The organism is Paenibacillus lacisediminis, assembly GCF_046567315.2.
The window spans coordinates 52,570-69,938 of sequence record NZ_JBKIAX020000011.1; the positions used below are offsets into that span (position 1 = coordinate 52,570).

13 protein-coding genes are annotated in these 17,369 nt (G+C 55.0%); 11 read left to right on the top strand and 2 right to left on the bottom strand.

Features of this window, described 5'->3' with window-relative positions; genetic code table 11:
- Positions 1 to 163 precede the first annotated feature (163 nt).
- From ACLD72_RS20705 to ACLD72_RS20725, 5 genes are all read left to right on the top strand, one after another.
- Positions 164 to 1,468 (top strand): ABC transporter substrate-binding protein, encoded by a 1,305-nt coding sequence (locus ACLD72_RS20705; RefSeq protein WP_410999515.1) that lies wholly within the window; start codon positions 164 to 166, stop codon positions 1,466 to 1,468.
- 17 nt (positions 1,469 to 1,485) lie between these two features.
- Positions 1,486 to 2,382, top strand: a complete 897-nt coding sequence (locus ACLD72_RS20710; RefSeq protein ID WP_410999438.1) for a carbohydrate ABC transporter permease — start codon at positions 1,486 to 1,488, stop codon at positions 2,380 to 2,382.
- On the top strand, positions 2,379 to 3,212 hold the full coding sequence (locus ACLD72_RS20715) for a carbohydrate ABC transporter permease (protein WP_410999436.1): 834 nt from the start codon (positions 2,379 to 2,381) through the stop codon (positions 3,210 to 3,212). The genes ACLD72_RS20710 and ACLD72_RS20715 overlap by 4 nt, the downstream gene beginning before the upstream one ends.
- Before the next feature lie 18 nt (positions 3,213 to 3,230).
- Positions 3,231 to 5,021 (top strand): sensor histidine kinase, encoded by a 1,791-nt coding sequence (locus ACLD72_RS20720; RefSeq protein WP_410999434.1) that lies wholly within the window; start codon positions 3,231 to 3,233, stop codon positions 5,019 to 5,021.
- 421 nt (positions 5,022 to 5,442) lie between these two features.
- Positions 5,443 to 6,960, top strand: a complete 1,518-nt coding sequence (locus tag ACLD72_RS20725; RefSeq protein WP_410999432.1) for a response regulator — start codon at positions 5,443 to 5,445, stop codon at positions 6,958 to 6,960.
- Positions 6,961 to 7,051: 91 nt separating this feature from the next.
- Here ACLD72_RS20725 and ACLD72_RS20730 read toward each other — a convergent pair whose 3' ends face one another.
- Complete coding sequence (locus ACLD72_RS20730) at positions 7,052 to 7,282, bottom strand: hypothetical protein (RefSeq protein WP_410999430.1); 231 nt, start codon at positions 7,280 to 7,282, stop codon at positions 7,052 to 7,054.
- A gap of 164 nt (positions 7,283 to 7,446) precedes the next feature.
- Positions 7,447 to 8,484 (bottom strand): tellurite resistance/C4-dicarboxylate transporter family protein, encoded by a 1,038-nt coding sequence (locus ACLD72_RS20735; RefSeq protein WP_410999513.1) that lies wholly within the window; start codon positions 8,482 to 8,484, stop codon positions 7,447 to 7,449.
- 225 nt (positions 8,485 to 8,709) lie between these two features.
- On the opposite strand from ACLD72_RS20735, the gene ACLD72_RS20740 reads away from it, so the two are divergent.
- From ACLD72_RS20740 to mmsB, 6 genes are all read left to right on the top strand, one after another.
- Positions 8,710 to 9,720 (top strand): substrate-binding domain-containing protein, encoded by a 1,011-nt coding sequence (locus ACLD72_RS20740; RefSeq protein ID WP_410999428.1) that lies wholly within the window; start codon positions 8,710 to 8,712, stop codon positions 9,718 to 9,720.
- A complete protein-coding gene (locus tag ACLD72_RS20745; RefSeq protein WP_410999426.1) occupies positions 9,701 to 11,575 on the top strand; it encodes a sensor histidine kinase in 1,875 nt (624 codons plus the stop codon). The genes ACLD72_RS20740 and ACLD72_RS20745 overlap by 20 nt, the downstream gene beginning before the upstream one ends.
- Positions 11,568 to 12,851: a response regulator gene (locus ACLD72_RS20750; protein ID WP_410999424.1), complete on the top strand. Its 1,284-nt coding sequence runs from the start codon at positions 11,568 to 11,570 to the stop codon at positions 12,849 to 12,851. Before ACLD72_RS20745 ends, ACLD72_RS20750 begins: the two co-directional genes overlap by 8 nt.
- Before the next feature lie 459 nt (positions 12,852 to 13,310).
- A complete protein-coding gene (gene chvE, locus ACLD72_RS20755) occupies positions 13,311 to 14,471 on the top strand; it encodes a multiple monosaccharide ABC transporter substrate-binding protein (RefSeq protein WP_410999423.1) in 1,161 nt (386 codons plus the stop codon).
- Between the two features lie 142 nt (positions 14,472 to 14,613).
- Positions 14,614 to 16,143 (top strand): multiple monosaccharide ABC transporter ATP-binding protein, encoded by a 1,530-nt coding sequence (gene mmsA, locus ACLD72_RS20760; protein WP_410999421.1) that lies wholly within the window; start codon positions 14,614 to 14,616, stop codon positions 16,141 to 16,143.
- A gap of 4 nt (positions 16,144 to 16,147) precedes the next feature.
- Positions 16,148 to 17,311 carry a multiple monosaccharide ABC transporter permease gene (mmsB, locus tag ACLD72_RS20765; protein ID WP_410999420.1) on the top strand — a complete coding sequence of 388 codons (1,164 nt, stop codon included), beginning with the start codon at positions 16,148 to 16,150 and terminating at the stop codon, positions 17,309 to 17,311.
- Positions 17,312 to 17,369: the final 58 nt, after the last annotated feature.

Below are 17,369 nucleotides of genomic sequence, written 5' to 3' on the forward strand. Positions count from 1 at the left end.
TTAATATGTTGTCTTACATTCACCCGCTAAAAAACAAGCAAAACAAAGACAATAAATAATAACACAATACATTTTCATTATTATAACAAAGCGATACAATTTAACTGTAAGCGCTAACATATCTTCCTAAAAAGGGGCGATCACATTGAAAAAGCAACTCCTGATGACTTTCATGCTGATCTTTACATTCGCCAGCGTACTGGCCGGCTGCGGCGGCGGAGGGGACGGTGCTAACGGCGCCGGAAACAACGGAGCTCCACCGGATAACGGAACCGCTGCGGAAAACAACCAAGCGGGCGGCCCGGGCGGACAGCTTAAAGGCAAGGTAACTTTCCTCACCAACCGCACCGATATGATCGGCAAGGAATACGACGAATACGTCAAGCGATTCCACGAAAAGTATCCGGACATCGAAATCGAATTCGAAGCCAGTCAAACGGACTACAACCAGCAGGCCAAGGTTCGTATGGCCAGCGGCGAGCTGCCGGACTTGATGTTCGTGCCGGACATTCCGAACTCCGATTTGCCGAAATATTTTGCGCCGCTGGACGATTTAGGGCTGAGCGCGGGAATTACGTTCAAGGATTTCAGATCTTTTGACGGCAAGCTGTACGGCATCTCGACGGGCAACTCCACGTCCGGGATCGTTTACAACAAAAAAGCGTTCGCCGATGCCGGCATAACCGAAATCCCCAAAACCTGGGACGAATTTCTGGCTGCCTGCGAAAAGCTAAAACAAAACGGCGTCATTCCGCTGGCCTCCAACTTCAAGGACAAATGGCCGCTGAACAACTGGGTATTCGATATGCCGAGAGTTATTGAGAACAACAGCAACTTTCCTAACGAAATGATAAGCACGGACACTCCGTTCACCATGGATAACGGGTACGGCAAAGCGATGTCCCTCATCAAAGAGCTGGCCGATAAAGGCTACCTGGAAAAAGACATCAACTCCACCAACTGGGAGCAATCCAAAAAAGACCTGGCGAACGGCAAAATGGCGATGTACTTCCTTGGCAACTGGGTGATCAATCAGGTGATCGGCGTCGGCGCGGAGTCCGGCAACATCGGGTTTTTCCCGCTGCCGTTCGACGGCTCGGGCGAGAGCAGAGCCGCGCTTAGCCCGGACTTCTTCTACGCCGTCAACAAAGACAGCAAAAACCTGGAGGCGACCAAAGCTTTCTTGAAATGGATGCTTGAGGACTCCGGTTACGAGGATTTTGCCGGCTTTATCTCCCCGCTGGAAGGCCGCGAGTCCAAGTTGACCCAATTGGCCGAATTCCAGGCGACCGGCGTGCAACTGCAGGAAGGCCAGCCCGATGATCCGAAGGTGATCGAAATCCGCAACAAAGCGCAAATCGATCTGCCGGCGATCGTGCAGGAATTTGTGTTGGCCAAGGACCCGCAGGCCGTGCTCGACAAATGGAACAAAGCCTGGGCCAAAGCGAAGCAGGAGCTGGGCTACTGAGAAAGAAGGGAAACGGCATGTTTGGAACGCTGTCTTACAAAACGCAGAAAAATATTATCATCATCTCGTTTTTGCTGGTTCCGCTCGCTTTGCTCCTGCTGTTTACCTACTATCCCGCGTTGAAGCTGGTCATGTTCAGCTTTACCGATTGGGACGGGTACAGTCCGGAGAAGCCGTGGGTCGGGCTGGCCAATTACCGGGAAGTGTTCACCAATCCGGACATTTTTGGCGTATTCGCCCATAACTTCGCCTATTTTGTCATGGGCATCATCCAAAATATCATCGCGATTTACTTCGCCGTGATTTTGAACAGCAGGCTGCGCGGCCGGAACTTTTTCCGGCTCCTGCTGTTCCTCCCTTACATCATGAACGCCGTGGCCGTCGCTTTTATGTTCGGTTACGTTTTCGATACGACCCAGGGTTCGCTGAACCTGTTCCTGCAAAGCATCGGGCTGGCCAAACTCGGCGAAACGAGTTGGCTCGGCACGGCCGGCCTGGTCAACTATTCGCTCGCTTCAACCGGGCTGTGGCGGTTCATGGGGTACAACATGGTGATTTACATCGCCGCTTTACAGGCGATCCCCCGCGACATGTACGAAGCGGCTAAAATCGACGGTGCCGGGGCTATGCAAACTTTTTGGCGGATTACGCTGCCGAACATGAAGCCGGTTATCCAGCTGAATCTGTTCCTGACCGTCACCGGCGCGCTGGAGGTGTTCGACCTTCCGTTCGTTCTGACCAAAGGGGGGCCGGCCGGCGCCAGCCAAACGTACGTGCAGCGTGTGATGGAGACCGCCTTCGCTTACAACCATTACGGGCTGGCCTCGGCGATGAGCATCATTTTGCTGATGTTCGTGATCATCGTCGTAGGCCTGCAGCAGTTTGTTCTTAGCAGAGGAGGAAGCAGCAAATGAGCGGGCGTAAATTGACTTTAATGGATGCGCTGAAATACCTGACCTTGCTGATCGGAGTTTTTATCGTGCTGTTCCCTCCGTACGTTGTTATCGTCAACTCGTTCAAATCGAGTGATGAATTTAATACCGCCAGCACGATGGCGCTGCCGCAAAGCTTTTTCAACTTTGAAAATTTCAAAATCGTGTTTGAACGGGGGGGCCTGCTGAGCGGGTTCGGCAATACGCTGATCATTATTTGCGTGTCCCTGGTCTTCAATATCCTGTTCGGAACGATGGTGGCTTACGTGCTGGGGCGATTTTCTTTTAAGCTGAAAAAAGCGGTCTTCGGCCTGTATCTGTTCGCCACCGTTATCCCCGGCATTACGACCCAGGTCGCCACCTTCGGCATCATCAAATCGCTGGGGTTGTACAACACGCTGGGGGCACCCATCATCTTATACGTCGGCGCGGACGTAATCCAAATCATTTTGTATTTGCAGTTTATCCGCAACATTCCCGTCGATCTCGACGAAAGCGCCATGGCCGAAGGCGCCTCCCTGTTCCGGATATACCGTTCGATCATTTTCCCGCTGCTGACCCCGGCAACGGCTACGTTGATTATTTTGAAGACGATCAGTATTTACAACGATATGTACACGCCGTACCTTTACATGCCGAAGCAAAGCCTGGGCGTGGTGACGACGGTGCTGATGCGCTTTCAGGGCGTCAACGTGGCCGACTGGAACCTGATTTGCGCGGCGATTTTGCTGATTCTGCTGCCCACCGTGGTGCTGTATTTTTTCCTGCAAAAATATATCTTTGAAGGCGTTACCAGCGGTGCGGTAAAATGAGGTATGATCCTACGAGCCATGTTCCGAAAAGCCTGGTTGTTTTTTGCCAATTTATCCATGCAAAAAAAGCTGGTGATCGTGTTCGTTTTCCTTATTTCGCTGCCGATCACCTATTTCAGCTATACTTCGTACCGTTCCAGCTTCAGACTGGTGCAAAGCAGCACGACCGAGGCCGCCCATCTGATGACGGACAACGCGATGGACAAAGTGGACCGCTACATCGCCGATTTGAAGCGTTACACGAGCCTGCCCTTGTACAACAAAGAGGTGCAAAAATATTTGGACCAGCAGGGGACGGATTGGGACAAAAGCACTGCGATCGATATTTTTCTGATGTATTTGAACAATACCAAGGATGAGATTTTGTCCGCCTATCTGGTGGACCGCTACGATATGATTTTTTACTACCGGAAGTCGGGCATCAACATGCTGTACCCAGAAACGCGGCTGAACGAATGGAAGGCATTGGCGCGTAAATCCGGTTCGACCCCCGCCCTTGCCGGCACGCATGCAATCCGCGTGAACGAAACGGAGAACCGCCAGGTGTTTACCGTCGTCCGCCCTATCCGTTCGGTCAGTTCCTTGCACGATATCGGCCTGATTGCGATCGATGTTGACGCGAGGCTGTTCGAGGGGATCATCGAACCGCTGAATGCCGTAACCCACGGCGACGCCCTGATCGTGGATGAATACGGAAAAGTCGTGTATAACGCCGATCCCGCCAAGCTGGGCGAAGATTTAAGCGGCAGCCCCTTGCTGGCGCAGGCCGCGGGCACGCGGGGCAGCTTCCAACTTACCATCGGCGGCCGGCCTTACATTTGTGTGTACACCTCGTCGGCGCAAACCGGCTGGAAAACGCTGGTCTACATCCCTCTAACCGAACTGTTGGCGCCGATGAAGCAAAACCGCGATAAACTGATGATCACGACTCTGTCCGTTATTTTTTTCGCCCTGCTCGTGGCCATCGTTATCTCCTACGCGCTCACGAAGCCGCTAAAACGGACGGTGCAGCTGATGAAGCAGGTGCAGCGCGGCAAGCTCGACGTTCGGGTCAACGTCAAATACAATGACGAAATCGGCCTTCTGGGCAGCCAGTTCAACCGGATGATCGCCCGCGTGAAAGACCTGATCCACGAGGTGGCTGAAACGGAAAAAAGCAAGCAAAAAGCCGACATGCTGGCGCTGCAAAACCAGATCAACCCGCATTTTATCTACAACACGCTGGAATCGATCCGCATGCTGGCCGAGTTGAACGACGATGACCGGGTCGCTGAGCTGACTTATCTGCTGGGCCTATTGCTTCGCTACAGCATTACCCGGAATGCCGACGAGCACGTGACGGTGGGCCAGGAAATCGACCATGTGCGCAACTATTTGCTCCTGCTGCAGCTCCGTTTTCCGGACAAATTCAACTTCCGTGTGGAGATCCCGGAGCATTTTTATCCGCTGCCGATCGTCAAGTTGGTGTTTCAGCCGATTGTGGAAAACGCGGTGTTTCATGGTTTGGAAAAAAGAGAGGGCTCGGGTACCATTACGATCCGGGCATGGAACGAGCTCGGCGACGCCATTTTCACGGTGCAGGATGACGGTATCGGGATGACGGAAGAACGGCTGGACTCCCTGAATCATAGCTTGACGGACGGAAAAACGGATAAATTCGGGATCGGGCTGCGCAATGTCCGGGAGCGGATCCGGCTCCATTACGGCGCTGACTCCCGTTTAACGGTCAGCAGCCGGCCGGGCGAAGGCACGACGGTTACGGTCAGAATCGCCGGCCTGCTCTGTAACGGCGCGGGGGGAGTTGGATGAGCAAGTTAAAGTATGGCCACGGCTGGCTTGGAGGCCTGACCACGGCTTCGACCAAGTCGTAATGCCGAGACGTAATGCCGTATTGCCGGGGTGCTGATCGTAACGCCGTACTTGCTGACCGTAATGCCGGCCCTAACGGACACCAGCGACGTTATTTCGGCAAAATCTAAAGCTTTCAGAATGTAACGGACACCACAGACCTTATTTGGCATTTCAGCACGCCTTTTCGGCCTTTTTTGTGTAAATAAGAGCACTCCTGTCCGTTAGAATTCGAAACGCCGGCTTTTCGGGCAAATAAGGACGCTCCTGTCCGTTAGCCGCGTGCGGTCTAACCAGCAGGAATGGAAAGCTAGCGTTATTAAGGAGCGAGCTACTAGGTTTGTTCCGGACGTAAACGGAATGATTCAAAGGAGGAAATCCTATGCTGCGAATCGCGATCGTGGACGACGAAGCTTCGATTCGGGAAGGGCTGGGTAAGATGATCGGCAAGGAGAGCGGCCGCTTCGTCGTCGACAGTTTGTTCTCCAATGGGCAGGACGTCCTCGATTATCTCGGAAAAGCCGACCTTGACGTCATCGTTACCGATATCCGCATGCCCGTGGTGGACGGACTGGAGTTGATCAAACAGGTAAAGACCATCAAGCCGGAAATCCGCTGCATCATCATGAGCGGGTTTAAAGATTTCGAATATGCCCGGCAGGCCCTCCGGTATTCCGCGGTGGATTATCTGCTCAAGCCGATCGACAAAAAGCAGCTGTTCGCCCTGCTTTACGCGCTTGATGAGGAGAAAACGGCGGCCCGCGGCAAGGAGCAGCAACTCCGCTCGGGATTGCTTCTCTCTCACTTTAAAAGCTTCGCTGGAGGCTCTGGGCCTGGGCCTGACGTAAAGCTGCCGGAGCTTTCCCTGCCGGAGCCTTATTTTGTCGTATATGCGTTCAAGGGCTGTCATCCGGAAGCGCTGCGCGGCGGGCTTGAGCAAACCGGGAGTCTCCCCGCCCGCTGCTGGGATCTGGTCGACACCGGCGAACAGGTTCTTGCTCTGGCCTGTTATTTTTCGCAACAGCCAGGACAGGAAGAACTCCGCCAAATGGCGGCGGTCTTGAAAGCCATATGCGGCCCCCGCCGCACGCTTGCCGGTTCCAGCTTCGTATATGGCGATCCGGCGATGCTGGGCAGGGCTTATGCGGAAGCGAAAAGCGCCTGCGAGTCCGGCATTTACGGAAGTTCGGCGTGGAATTACCGCGCGGCCGGCGGAGGAGGCGAATCCGGCAGCGGCGGTGCGGATATCGGCGAACGGTTTGCCGCCTGCCGAGATGAATGGATCGAACAGCTGCAAATTTTAAACGTTCCCCGGGCGATTGCCTGTTTGGAGCGGCTGTTTGAGCAGGTGCGGAAAGACCGGTCTCCGTTCGAATCCATTATTTTACTATGCCGTCTTGTAGTGGGCACCGTCTCCGCCGAACTGCACGAATGGAGCAAAATATGGCCGCACGCCAAAGCCAAACAGCTGGAAGCCGAGTTGTTGTCCTGCCTTAGCTTTGATGAAATCCGGCAAAAATTTCTGGCCGAATTGGCCGGCGCTTTGCAACAGGTCCGGACCGGACGCCTGGCGCTGGCGGGGAAATCGGTCGAAACCGTCAAGCGCTGGATCGCTGAACATTACAACCAGCCGGCCGAATTGAGCCAGCTCGCTCGGATGGTCTATCTGACGCCCAGCTACCTGAGCAAGCTGTTCAAACACGAGACCGGCATGACGATCACCGATTACCTGATCGAGGTAAGAATCAAAAAGGCGAAGCTGCTGTTGCGCAAATCAAACGAGCTGAAAATCCACGAAATCGGCTGCGAGGTCGGTTATCCCGACCCAGCCTACTTCAACAAGCTGTTCAAGCGCATAGTCGGGGTGACGCCAAATGAGTACAAAAAGATATCGCAATAAGGTAAGGTCGTATCAGAGCCTGCGGTTTCATCCGCTTCAGTGCAATAACGGACCTAAGCGCAGGCTGTCTACTATTTTACAAGTAATACGTTTATTGCGATTCCTCGTAGTTGACATCTTTTTGATAGGAGTAGACAAGTCCCCCTCCTGCGGCCAATAAAACCACAGGTATAATGATCCACCATGAATTCAGGTCAAAAAGGCTGTAGCTGAAATTTCCGCTTCCGGGTTTAATGCCCTCCAAAGCCGAGACGATAAACCCCGTGCAAATGACGATAACTCCCGCCAACAACGATGTACACCCCAAAAACAATTTGGTCATAGACGACGTTTCCCCCTCCGAACTCAAACGCTTTTCCGGCAGGAAAAGATCTCCCTACCCAGTGAGTATTGTTATGTACTTCCATTATTGCAGATCCCGCCCATCTTATAAAGCTCGGCAAAACCGATGGAACGATCAGAAAATAACATGGTTCCGCTTGCATCTCATCCCCGGGTTTGAAACGAGCGAAATTGGTGATGAACAAAGCCGGCCATCACGGCTAACCAGGCGATGACCGCGATAACCCCCATGCTCCGTGGGATCATGACCAAAAAGGGCAGTTTTAAGGCCTGCGACAACTGGTAAGTGCTGGTCGTATACATGGCGAGCGGGAACACCATCCCCCAAAATTGCGGATCGTAAGTCAGCGGGTAACGGTGGCAAACATGACGCCACACCATCAAAATAAACAGCAGCGGAATCCACCATGTTCCCGTAATCCAGAAAAACAAAGTAAACCCTCTTAAATAAGGAACCAGTTCGGTCAGAAACGGCCAATCAGCCGCATGCAGCATCAGGGTGGAGCCGGCCAGCGTCGTGATCGCAACCGCCCCCATGTTGATCCAATATGGAGGGGTCAACGCGGAGTATTTCAGGTCGACAAAAGTAAACCGGTAAAATATTAACGTGATGATATTCAGATACAGCATACAGCCGAGCAAATACATGCACAGTGTAAAAAACAGGACGATCTCCCGACCTTCCGCCATGTAGGAGGAAATTAACGTGCCGAGAACGGAAACGGATTGGGTGGCGACAGCGGCGATCAGCCAGGCTCCGTTAATGCCTTCGGCCAGTGTCGGCTTCTCTTTTCTCACGGTCACGGCCGTAAAAAAGGTATACATAATGATGACCCAAAGCAAGATGCCGAAGACCCAGAGCCCTGTGGAAATTTTGCCGTTATGCGCCACAACCACCCATTGGCTGCCGTACACGCAGGTCGCCGCCGTGCAGGTAAAAAAGCCCGGCCCCTGGCTGTGACTGGTCAGATCTTTGCTAAACCGCGGAAAATATTTGATAAGACGAATCAGCGTCAGTACCCACAACGTAACATAGATGCAGGTGTTCAAATACAGCAGCAGCCTGGGAACAAACGGAATCCCCAGCAAATGCAGCGCAATGGACAACGTCCCGGTGGCCATCGCCATTGAAAAATAACCCGGAAACAGGTGTTTGATCTTTTCGGCCATCACCCTTAACATACTCAACCATCCCCGCCTTTTAAGACTTGACTCCCATCTATTCTTCCCCCACGCTCAGAGACTTAAATTTAGCTTACCACGATTTAAAATAACAATATTGTGACTGAACTAACCCGGTATCTTATCAGCATCGCAAAAACATAATGATATTTTCAGGCGAAACATAGTATGATGTTGTCGAAGTTCATCTCTTTTTTTGAAGCTATCTTTTGAAAGGGGTTTCATATGAAAAAGATTTGGATCGTCTATTTGCTGCTGATCGCCTGTTTTGCGCTCTACGTGCTGGATTTCCGGGCGCAGCAGAGCCGCCTGAACGAGCAGTGGGGAACGGGCGGACTGCGCGGGGAAATCGATGAAAAATACGTCATGCTGACGTTCCAATTGGGCATCGATTACTGGAAAAGCGGGCTGAAAGGCTTTGAGGACGCGGCCCAGGCCTTAAACGTGTCGGTGGAATACCGCGGCTCCACCCAGCGCGACGTCCATGAGCAAATCACCGTATTGGAGCAGGTCATCGCCAAAAAACCGGCCGGTATCGCCATCTCCGCCATCCATCCCTCCCTGCTGACGGCCACGATCAACAAAGCGGTAGACGCCGGTATCCCGGTCGTCTTGTTCGACTCCAACGCGCCGGGGAGCAAAGCGTATTCCTTCCTCGGCACCGACAATCACGCGGCAGGCGTCGAGGCCGCCCGCAAAATGGCCGAGCTGACGGGCGGCCGCGGGGAAGTCGCCGTCGTCACCACGCCGAATCAGCAAAACCATCAGGAGCGCACGGACGGGTTCGCCGATACGATTGCCGCGGAATTTCCCGGGATGCGAATTGTCGATGTCAAAAACGGCAAAGGAGATCAGCTCGCTTCCCGGCAGGCTGCGGAGGAAATTTTGCGGGCGTACCCAAGCGTCGCCGGTATTTTCGCCACGGAGGCGAACGGTGGCATCGGCGTGGCCGAAGCGGTGCGGGCGATCGGGGCAGGCGCGGGCGGCGGCGGGCCCCGGATCATCAGCTTCGACACCGACAAAGGCACGCTCGACCTTGTCAAAAGCGGGGACATCGCCGCGACCATGGCCCAAGGCACCTGGAACATGGGGTATTGGTCCCTGCAGTTTTTGTTTTCGCTGAAGCATGGGCAAGGCGGCTCGCCAAATGCCGGAACCGCGCGGATACCCAGACAGGCGGACACCGGCATCACCGTCGTAACGCGGCAGAATGTGGATGATTACTATGCCAAATAAACGTTACGGGAAAAGCTGGGAGCTGCGCCGTTTCTCCCTGAACAATTTGCCGATCCGCTACAAATTGATCGTGCATTTTTTGCTGATCAGCATCCTTCCTTCCCTCGGCCTTGGCTTGCTAACCAACTGGACGGTCGACCGCATCATCGAGCGCCAAATTACCGACAATACGCTGCAACTGATCGGCAAGGTGAACAAATCGCTGGAAACCTACGTGGAAAATTTGCAAAACATGAGCTACTTTATCTCTTTCAACCCGGAGGTACTGCGGTTTCTTGAGGGGCATTCCGAAGCGGACCACTTCGAGATTCGCAAATTTCTGCAGGGCTTTACAACATTATATTCCGAAGTGGCCGGCATTTTGGTTGTAAACAGCCAGGGCGACTACATCAGCAACGAAATGTACGCCAGAACTCCGGAAAAGTTGACCGCGGAAGACTGGTACAAAGAGGCTGTACGGAGCAAAGGCATCTTCAAGGTGATCGGCCACCCGCATCAGCGCAATGTGACGACGCACGTAAGCTACAAGGATAGCGAGGTCGTGTCGGCCGTCAGAGCGATTCTCGATCCCGACACCCAGCAGGTCAAAGGCGTCGTGCTGATCGATTTGAAGCTCCGCGTGATCGCCGAGACCGCGCAGGACGTCAGGTTGGGCAAAACTGGATATTTGACGGTGCTCGATCAGGAAGGACAACCGATATACGCTCCGCCGGAGCCCTACACCGACAGCATTCCGCTGGACCGGATGAACACGGAGGGCTCGGGCACGTATTCGGCGCGGGCCGGCGGACGCGACCTGCAGTTCATTTACCGCGTCTCCCCGTTCACCGGCTGGACGACGGTCGGCGTTTTTACCATGAAGGAGTCGGCCGCGGAAATGCAGGAAATCCGCTTTTATGTCGTCAGCTTTGTGTTTGTCGTCTGCTTGCTGGGGATGACCGCTTCCTTCTATTTGGCCCACTCGATCTCCAGGCCAATCGCCCAGCTCACGTCCTTTATGCAAAAAGCCCAGTCCGGCGACCTGACGATCCGCCACTGGAGCGACCGCACCGACGAGATCGGCCATTTGGGCCGCAAGTTCAACGCGATGCTGCAGCAGATCGGCCGGCTGCTCTCGCTGACCGAGCTGCAGGAGCGGCAAAAACGCGAAGCCGAGCTGCGCAGCCTGCAGGCGCATATCAAGCCGCATTTCCTGTACAACACGCTCGATACGATCCATTGGATGGCCCGCCGTAAAGGCGCGGACGATATCGCCGAGATGGCGGAATCGCTGTCCAAGCTGTTTCGGATCGGGCTGAGCAAAGGCAACGACATCATTCCGCTGAGCGACGAACTCGAGCATGTCCGCAGCTATTTGCAAATCCAGCACGTCCGGTACCAAAACAAGCTGGACTATACCCTGCATATCGCCCCGGAGCTTCAAGGCGTTTACGTCTTGAAGCTGATGCTGCAGCCGATCGTGGAGAATGCGATTTATCACGGGATCAAGGAGCGCCGGGGGCCCGGACATATCGTGATCGAGGCGGCCGAAGACGGCGGCTTGCTCGTGGTCACCATCCGCGACGACGGTAAAGGCATTCCCCCCGAACGGCTGGCTCAGCTACAAAGGCAGCTGCAGTCGGCAGGGGCAGCTGCCGCGGCCGAGTCTCCCGGGCCGAAGCCTGAATCGGCACCCGATTCCGCGGACGGCAAAGGCTACGGCATGCTGAACGTGCAGGCACGGATCGCTTTGACGTTCGGCGCCAAATACGGAATCGCCATTCAAAGCGAATTAGGACGGGGAACGGTCGTGACGGTGACGCACCCGCTGATCCGGGAGAACAACGTACGTTGGGAGAGGATAAACCATGAGTGACCGTATGGAAAAAAACATGAACGAAAACAGCCTGTCCCCCACCTTCCGCTGGAAAGTGCTGATTGCCGACGATGAGATGATTATTCGGGAGGGCATCCGGGACAGCGTCAATTGGGAGCAGCTCCGTCTTGCGGTTGCGGCGGAAGCCGAGGACGGTGAAGAAGCGCTGGAGCTGGCCGTCCGGCACGGCGTTCACATTCTGCTTGTGGACCTCAACATGCCGATCATGGACGGCATCGAGCTGATGAAGCGCGTCCGCGAACAGCTGCCGGGCTGCAAAATCGTCATTATTACCGGTCATGACGAATTCGCCTACGCGCAAAAAGCGATCCGCCTTCAGGTCAAAGATTATATCCTCAAGCCGGCCAACCCGGCGCAGCTCGAAAAGGTACTGCTTCAGGTCCGGACGGAGCTTGAGGAGGAAGCGGCCCGGCAGCTCCATTGGCAGGCGGCCTCCCGGCAAATCTCCCGCAGCTATCCGCTGCTGCGGGAACGATTCTGCCAGGAATGGATGGACGGCAGTTTGACGGAAGCCGAGATTTTGGAGCAGCTGCAGTTTCTGAAGCTGCCGGCCGCCTGCCCCGATTGGCTTGGCGTGATCCGACTGCGCGAGCCGGCCGGGGCGCCGGCGGCCATGAAGGAATCCGAACGCCAGCTGTACTTGTTTGCGATCGAAAATATCGCTTCCGAATTGCTCTCCACTTACCCCAAGGCGATGTTCCGCGACCCGTTCGGACTCATCGTCGTCCTGCTGTGGAGCCTGGCGGCGGAAGCGGATTTCCACCGCATCGAAACCGCGGTGCGCACCAACCTGAAAATCGCCGTCGACGTTCATCTTCATCTGGCCGAAGGCGGCAGCTGCGGCGGAGTGACGGACCTGCCCGCCGTTTACCGCAGCGGCAAAGCCGCGGTGATGAAAGAAACCGCCGTCTCACCTTTGGTGCGCCGGGCCAAACAGTACATGCTGGAGCACTTCTCCGATCGCCGGTTGACGCTGGAACAGATGGCCGGAGCGCTGCAAACCTCCCCCGTCTATTTAAGCCGGGTGATCAAGCAGGAGCTGGGCGCCTCGTTCAACAGCTATTTGACGCAAATCCGCATCCGCCGGGCGGCTCAGCTGCTGAACGCCACGGAGCTGACGATCGCGGAAATCGCCGAACAGGCCGGCTATGAAACGCAGCATTACTTCAGTACGGCGTTCAAGCGAGCCACCGGCATTTCCCCGCTCCAGTACCGCAAAGGCGCGTTCAACCTCAAAGAAGAAGGAACTGAGTGAACTGCGGTTCCTTCTTCTTTTTGCTCGGAAACATAACTCATTCTCCGCCACCAACCTGTGCAAGCTCGCTAACGGACTCAAGCGACCTTATTTGCTGATTTCCCGGACATTTCCCGCTCTAACGGACACCACAGCCTTTATTGGGGTTCATCCGCGGCGAATTGCCCGGTTTTTGTGGAAATAAGGTCTTCTCGGTCCGTTACGTTTTGTGATCTCCTGTTTTTCATGCAATAGAGCCTCTGGTGTCCGTTACATTACATCACCTTCGGCAGCGCCCTTCCCCCAGCACGCCAACTCCCTCTGTTCCTGTCTTCTTGCAATGTCCTATCACACCAAAACTTAGTTGGATTTTTATAAAAAGAGTAGATTCATTGTAAATACACGCCCCCATGTCCCTTGTTATACTCACTTTTGCAAACGCATTCAAATTAATGAATTTACAAATTGGGAGGTTGGGTCATGAAGAAATTTACGACAATCCTGCTGGCGCTGGTCGTCGTTCTGACGTTGGCGGCATGCGGAAACGGCGGGGCCGGCGGCAATGGAGCAACTGGCGGTAACGGAGCAGGCGGCGGCAACGAGGCCGGAAGCGGCTCCGGCAACAGCGGCGGCGGAAACTCCGGCGCCAGCAAAGGCACGGTTGGCCTCGCCATGCCGACGAAATCGTCGGAGCGTTGGGTGGGTGACGGCCAGAACATGGCGAAGGAATTCGAAGCGCTCGGTTACGCTGCGGATCTGCAATACGGGGAAGACGTCATCGAAAATCAGGTATCGCAAATCGAAAACATGATCACAAAAGGCGTGAAAATTTTGGTGATCGCGGCGATCGACGGCGGCTCGCTGACCGATGTGCTGCAAAAAGCCCATGATCAAGGGATCCAGGTCATCGCCTACGACCGCTTGATCATGAACAGCGAATACGTCGATTACTACGCCACCTTCGACAACTTCAAGGTTGGCGTGCAGCAGGCCGCCTACATTGAGGAGAAGCTGGGCCTCAAGGATGGCAAAGGCCCGTTCAACATCGAGCTGTTCGGCGGATCGCCGGACGACAACAACGCTTATTTCTTCTATGACGGCGCCATGTCGGTGCTGCAGCCATACATCGACTCGGGCAAACTGGTCGTGCGCAGCGGACAGACGAAAATGGAGCAAATCGCCACGTTGCGCTGGGACGGGGCCACCGCCCAGGCGCGGATGGACAATTTGCTGAGCGCCCACTATTCGACGGAAAACGTCGACGCCGTGCTGTCCCCGTACGACGGCATCAGCATCGGCATCCTCTCTTCGCTCAAAGGCGTGGGATACGGCACCGGCGACAAGCCGCTGCCGATCGTGACCGGCCAGGACGCCGAACTCGCTTCGATCAAATCGATTCTGGCGGGCGAACAAACGCAAACCGTATTTAAAGACACGCGCGAACTCGCCAAAAAGGCGGTGGCCATGGCGCAAAGCATTCTCGAAGGTACGGAAGCCGAAGTGAACAATACGGAAACATACGATAACGGTGTGAAGGTTGTCCCTTCCTATTTGCTGGAGCCGGTCTCCGTGGATAAGGACAATGTGGAAAAAACGCTGGTCGAGTCCGGTTACTACACCAAAGAGGAGCTTGGCTTGTAGCCCTGCGGCCGGAGCGGAATACCTGGACTACGAAAATGGCATCACAGCAGGCCGGTACAGCGGCAAACCGGCACCCGCGGCGGACGGCTTTCCCGGCCGCCGCTGTTTTACATCAATGCAGCAGAAAGGCAGGTGGCGGCACTTGCGAAAACTTATTTTGGAAATGCGGGGCATCACCAAAACGTTTCCCGGCGTCAAGGCGCTCAGCGACGTCAATTTGCAGGTGGCGGAAGGTGAAATCCACGCGCTTTGCGGGGAAAACGGGGCCGGAAAATCGACCCTGATGAAAGTGTTAAGCGGCGTTTATCCGCACGGCACCTATGAAGGGGATATTTTGTTTAACGGCCAGGTTTGCGAGTTTAAGGATATCAAGCAAAGCGAACAGCTCGGCATCGTCATTATCCATCAGGAGCTGGCGCTGATCCCGTATCTGTCGATCGCGGAAAATATTTTTCTCGGCAACGAACAAAAAAAGCGCGGACTCATCGACTGGAACGAAACAACGATCAAGACGCGGAAGCTGCTCGAAACTGTCGGGCTGGACGAATCGCCGGCCACCCGAGTGCTCGATCTCGGCGTCGGCAAGCAGCAGCTGGTGGAGATCGCCAAAGCGCTGGCCAAGCAGGTCAAACTGCTCATCCTGGACGAACCGACGGCGGCGCTCAACGAAAGCGATAGTGAAAACCTGTTGGCGCTCATTCTCGAACTGAAAAAACAAGGCATTACCTCGATCATCATCTCGCACAAATTGAACGAAATCAGCAAGGTGGCCGATTCGATCACGATTTTGCGGGACGGCAAAACGGTCCAGACGCTGGATATGAAGGCCGATCACGTGACTGAGGACATGATCATCAAAGGCATGGTCGGACGCGATTTAACCCACCGATACCCTGAACGGGAGCCACGCATCGGCGAGGTAATCTTCGAGGTTCGGGGCTGGGAGGCCCACCATCCCCAGCAGGAGGAGCGGAAAGTGCTGGACGATATCAACCTGACGATCCGCCGCGGCGAAATCGTCGGGATCGCCGGCTTGATGGGCGCAGGCCGAACAGAGCTGGCGATGAGCATTTTCGGGCGTTCTTACGGCAGGCATATTAAAGGCCAACTGTTCCTGCACGGAAAAGAAGTCCGGTTCGACTCCATCAGCCAGGCGATTGAGCACGGGATCGCTTATGTCACCGAGGATCGCAAGCAATATGGACTGATTCTGATCGACGATATCAAGCGGAATATTTCGCTCACCAGCCTTGGCCGGCTGTCCCGCCGCGGCGTCATTCACGAACAGGAGGAAGTGCTTGTCGCGGAGGAGTACCGGAAAAAGCTGAATATCAAGACACCGAGTATTTTGCAAAAAACGGTCAACTTAAGCGGCGGCAACCAGCAAAAGGTTGTGCTCAGCAAATGGATCTACGCGCAGCCGGAAATCCTCATCCTCGATGAGCCGACGCGCGGCATCGATGTTGGGGCCAAATACGAAATTTACTCCATCGTCAATCAGCTCGCGGACGAGGGCAAAGGGATATTGTTCATTTCTTCGGAGCTGCCGGAAATTCTCGGCATGTGCGACCGCATCTATTGCATGAGCGAGGGACGGATCACCGGGGAGGTCGCCCGCAAGGATGCGACGCAGGAAGTGTTGATGAAATCGATGACTCGAGGCAGGGGGTAGGCAGATGCAAGCAGTTACCGAACTTTTCCGCAAAAATATCCGCCAGTACGGGATGATCATCGCGCTGGTGTTTATTACGGTGTTGTTTCAAATTTTGACCGACGGGATTCTGTTGAAGCCGCTGAATATCACGAACCTGATTTTGCAAAACAGCTACATTCTCGTGCTGGCGATCGGCATGGTGCTCGTCATCATCACCGGACACATTGATTTGTCCGTCGGCTCGGTCGCGGCCTTTATCGGCGCGCTGGCGGCCATCATGATGGTCAACTGGCAGGTGCCCACGTTTCTGGCGGTGATCCTTGCGCTGATCATGGGGGCGCTGATCGGAGCCTGGCAGGGCTTCTGGGTCGCCTACGTCAAAATCCCGGCGTTTATCGTGACGCTGGCCGGTATGTTGCTATTTCGCGGCCTGACGATGATCGTGCTGGGCGGGCAGTCGATCGCGCCGTTTCCAAAATCGTTCCAACGCATCAGCTCCGGGTTTATCCCCGACTGGTTTGGCGGCGGCGGGCTGCATGTATTAACGATCGTGCTCGGCATCCTTCTCTCCATCTTGTACATCTGGCAGGAATGGAAGGAACGCCGGACCCAGTTGAAATATCAGTTTGAAGTCCCGCCGATGTGGACGTTTATGCTGCAAATCGTCGTGCTGGTGGCGGTGATCAATCTTTTCACGCTGGTGCTGGCCACCTATAACGGCATTCCGAACATTTTGATCATTCTGTTCTTCCTGATCGTCATTTACTCCTTCGTAATGAACCGGATGGTCCCCGGCCGGCATATCTACGCGCTCGGCGGCAATGAGAAGGCCGCCACGCTGTCGGGGGTCAAGACGAAAAAGGTGACGTTCTGGGTGTTCGTCAACATGGGTACGCTGGCCGCACTCTCCGGCCTGATCTTCGCTGCCCGGCTCAATTCGGCCACGCCGAAGGCCGGCACGAACTTTGAGCTGGACGCCATCGCGGCCTGCTTTATCGGCGGCGCCTCCGCTTCCGGCGGCATCGGCACCGTGGTCGGCGCGATCATCGGCGGCCTTGTGATGGGCGTGATGAACAACGGCATGTCGCTCATCGGCCTCGGGGTCGACTGGCAGCAGGGCATCAAAGGGCTCGTCCTGCTTCTCGCCGTCGCGTTCGACATCTATAATAAGTCGAAGACGAATTGATTCTCGTACTGCAAAAGCGAGCAGGCATTCGCCGGAAATCCGGGCGGAGGCTGCTCGC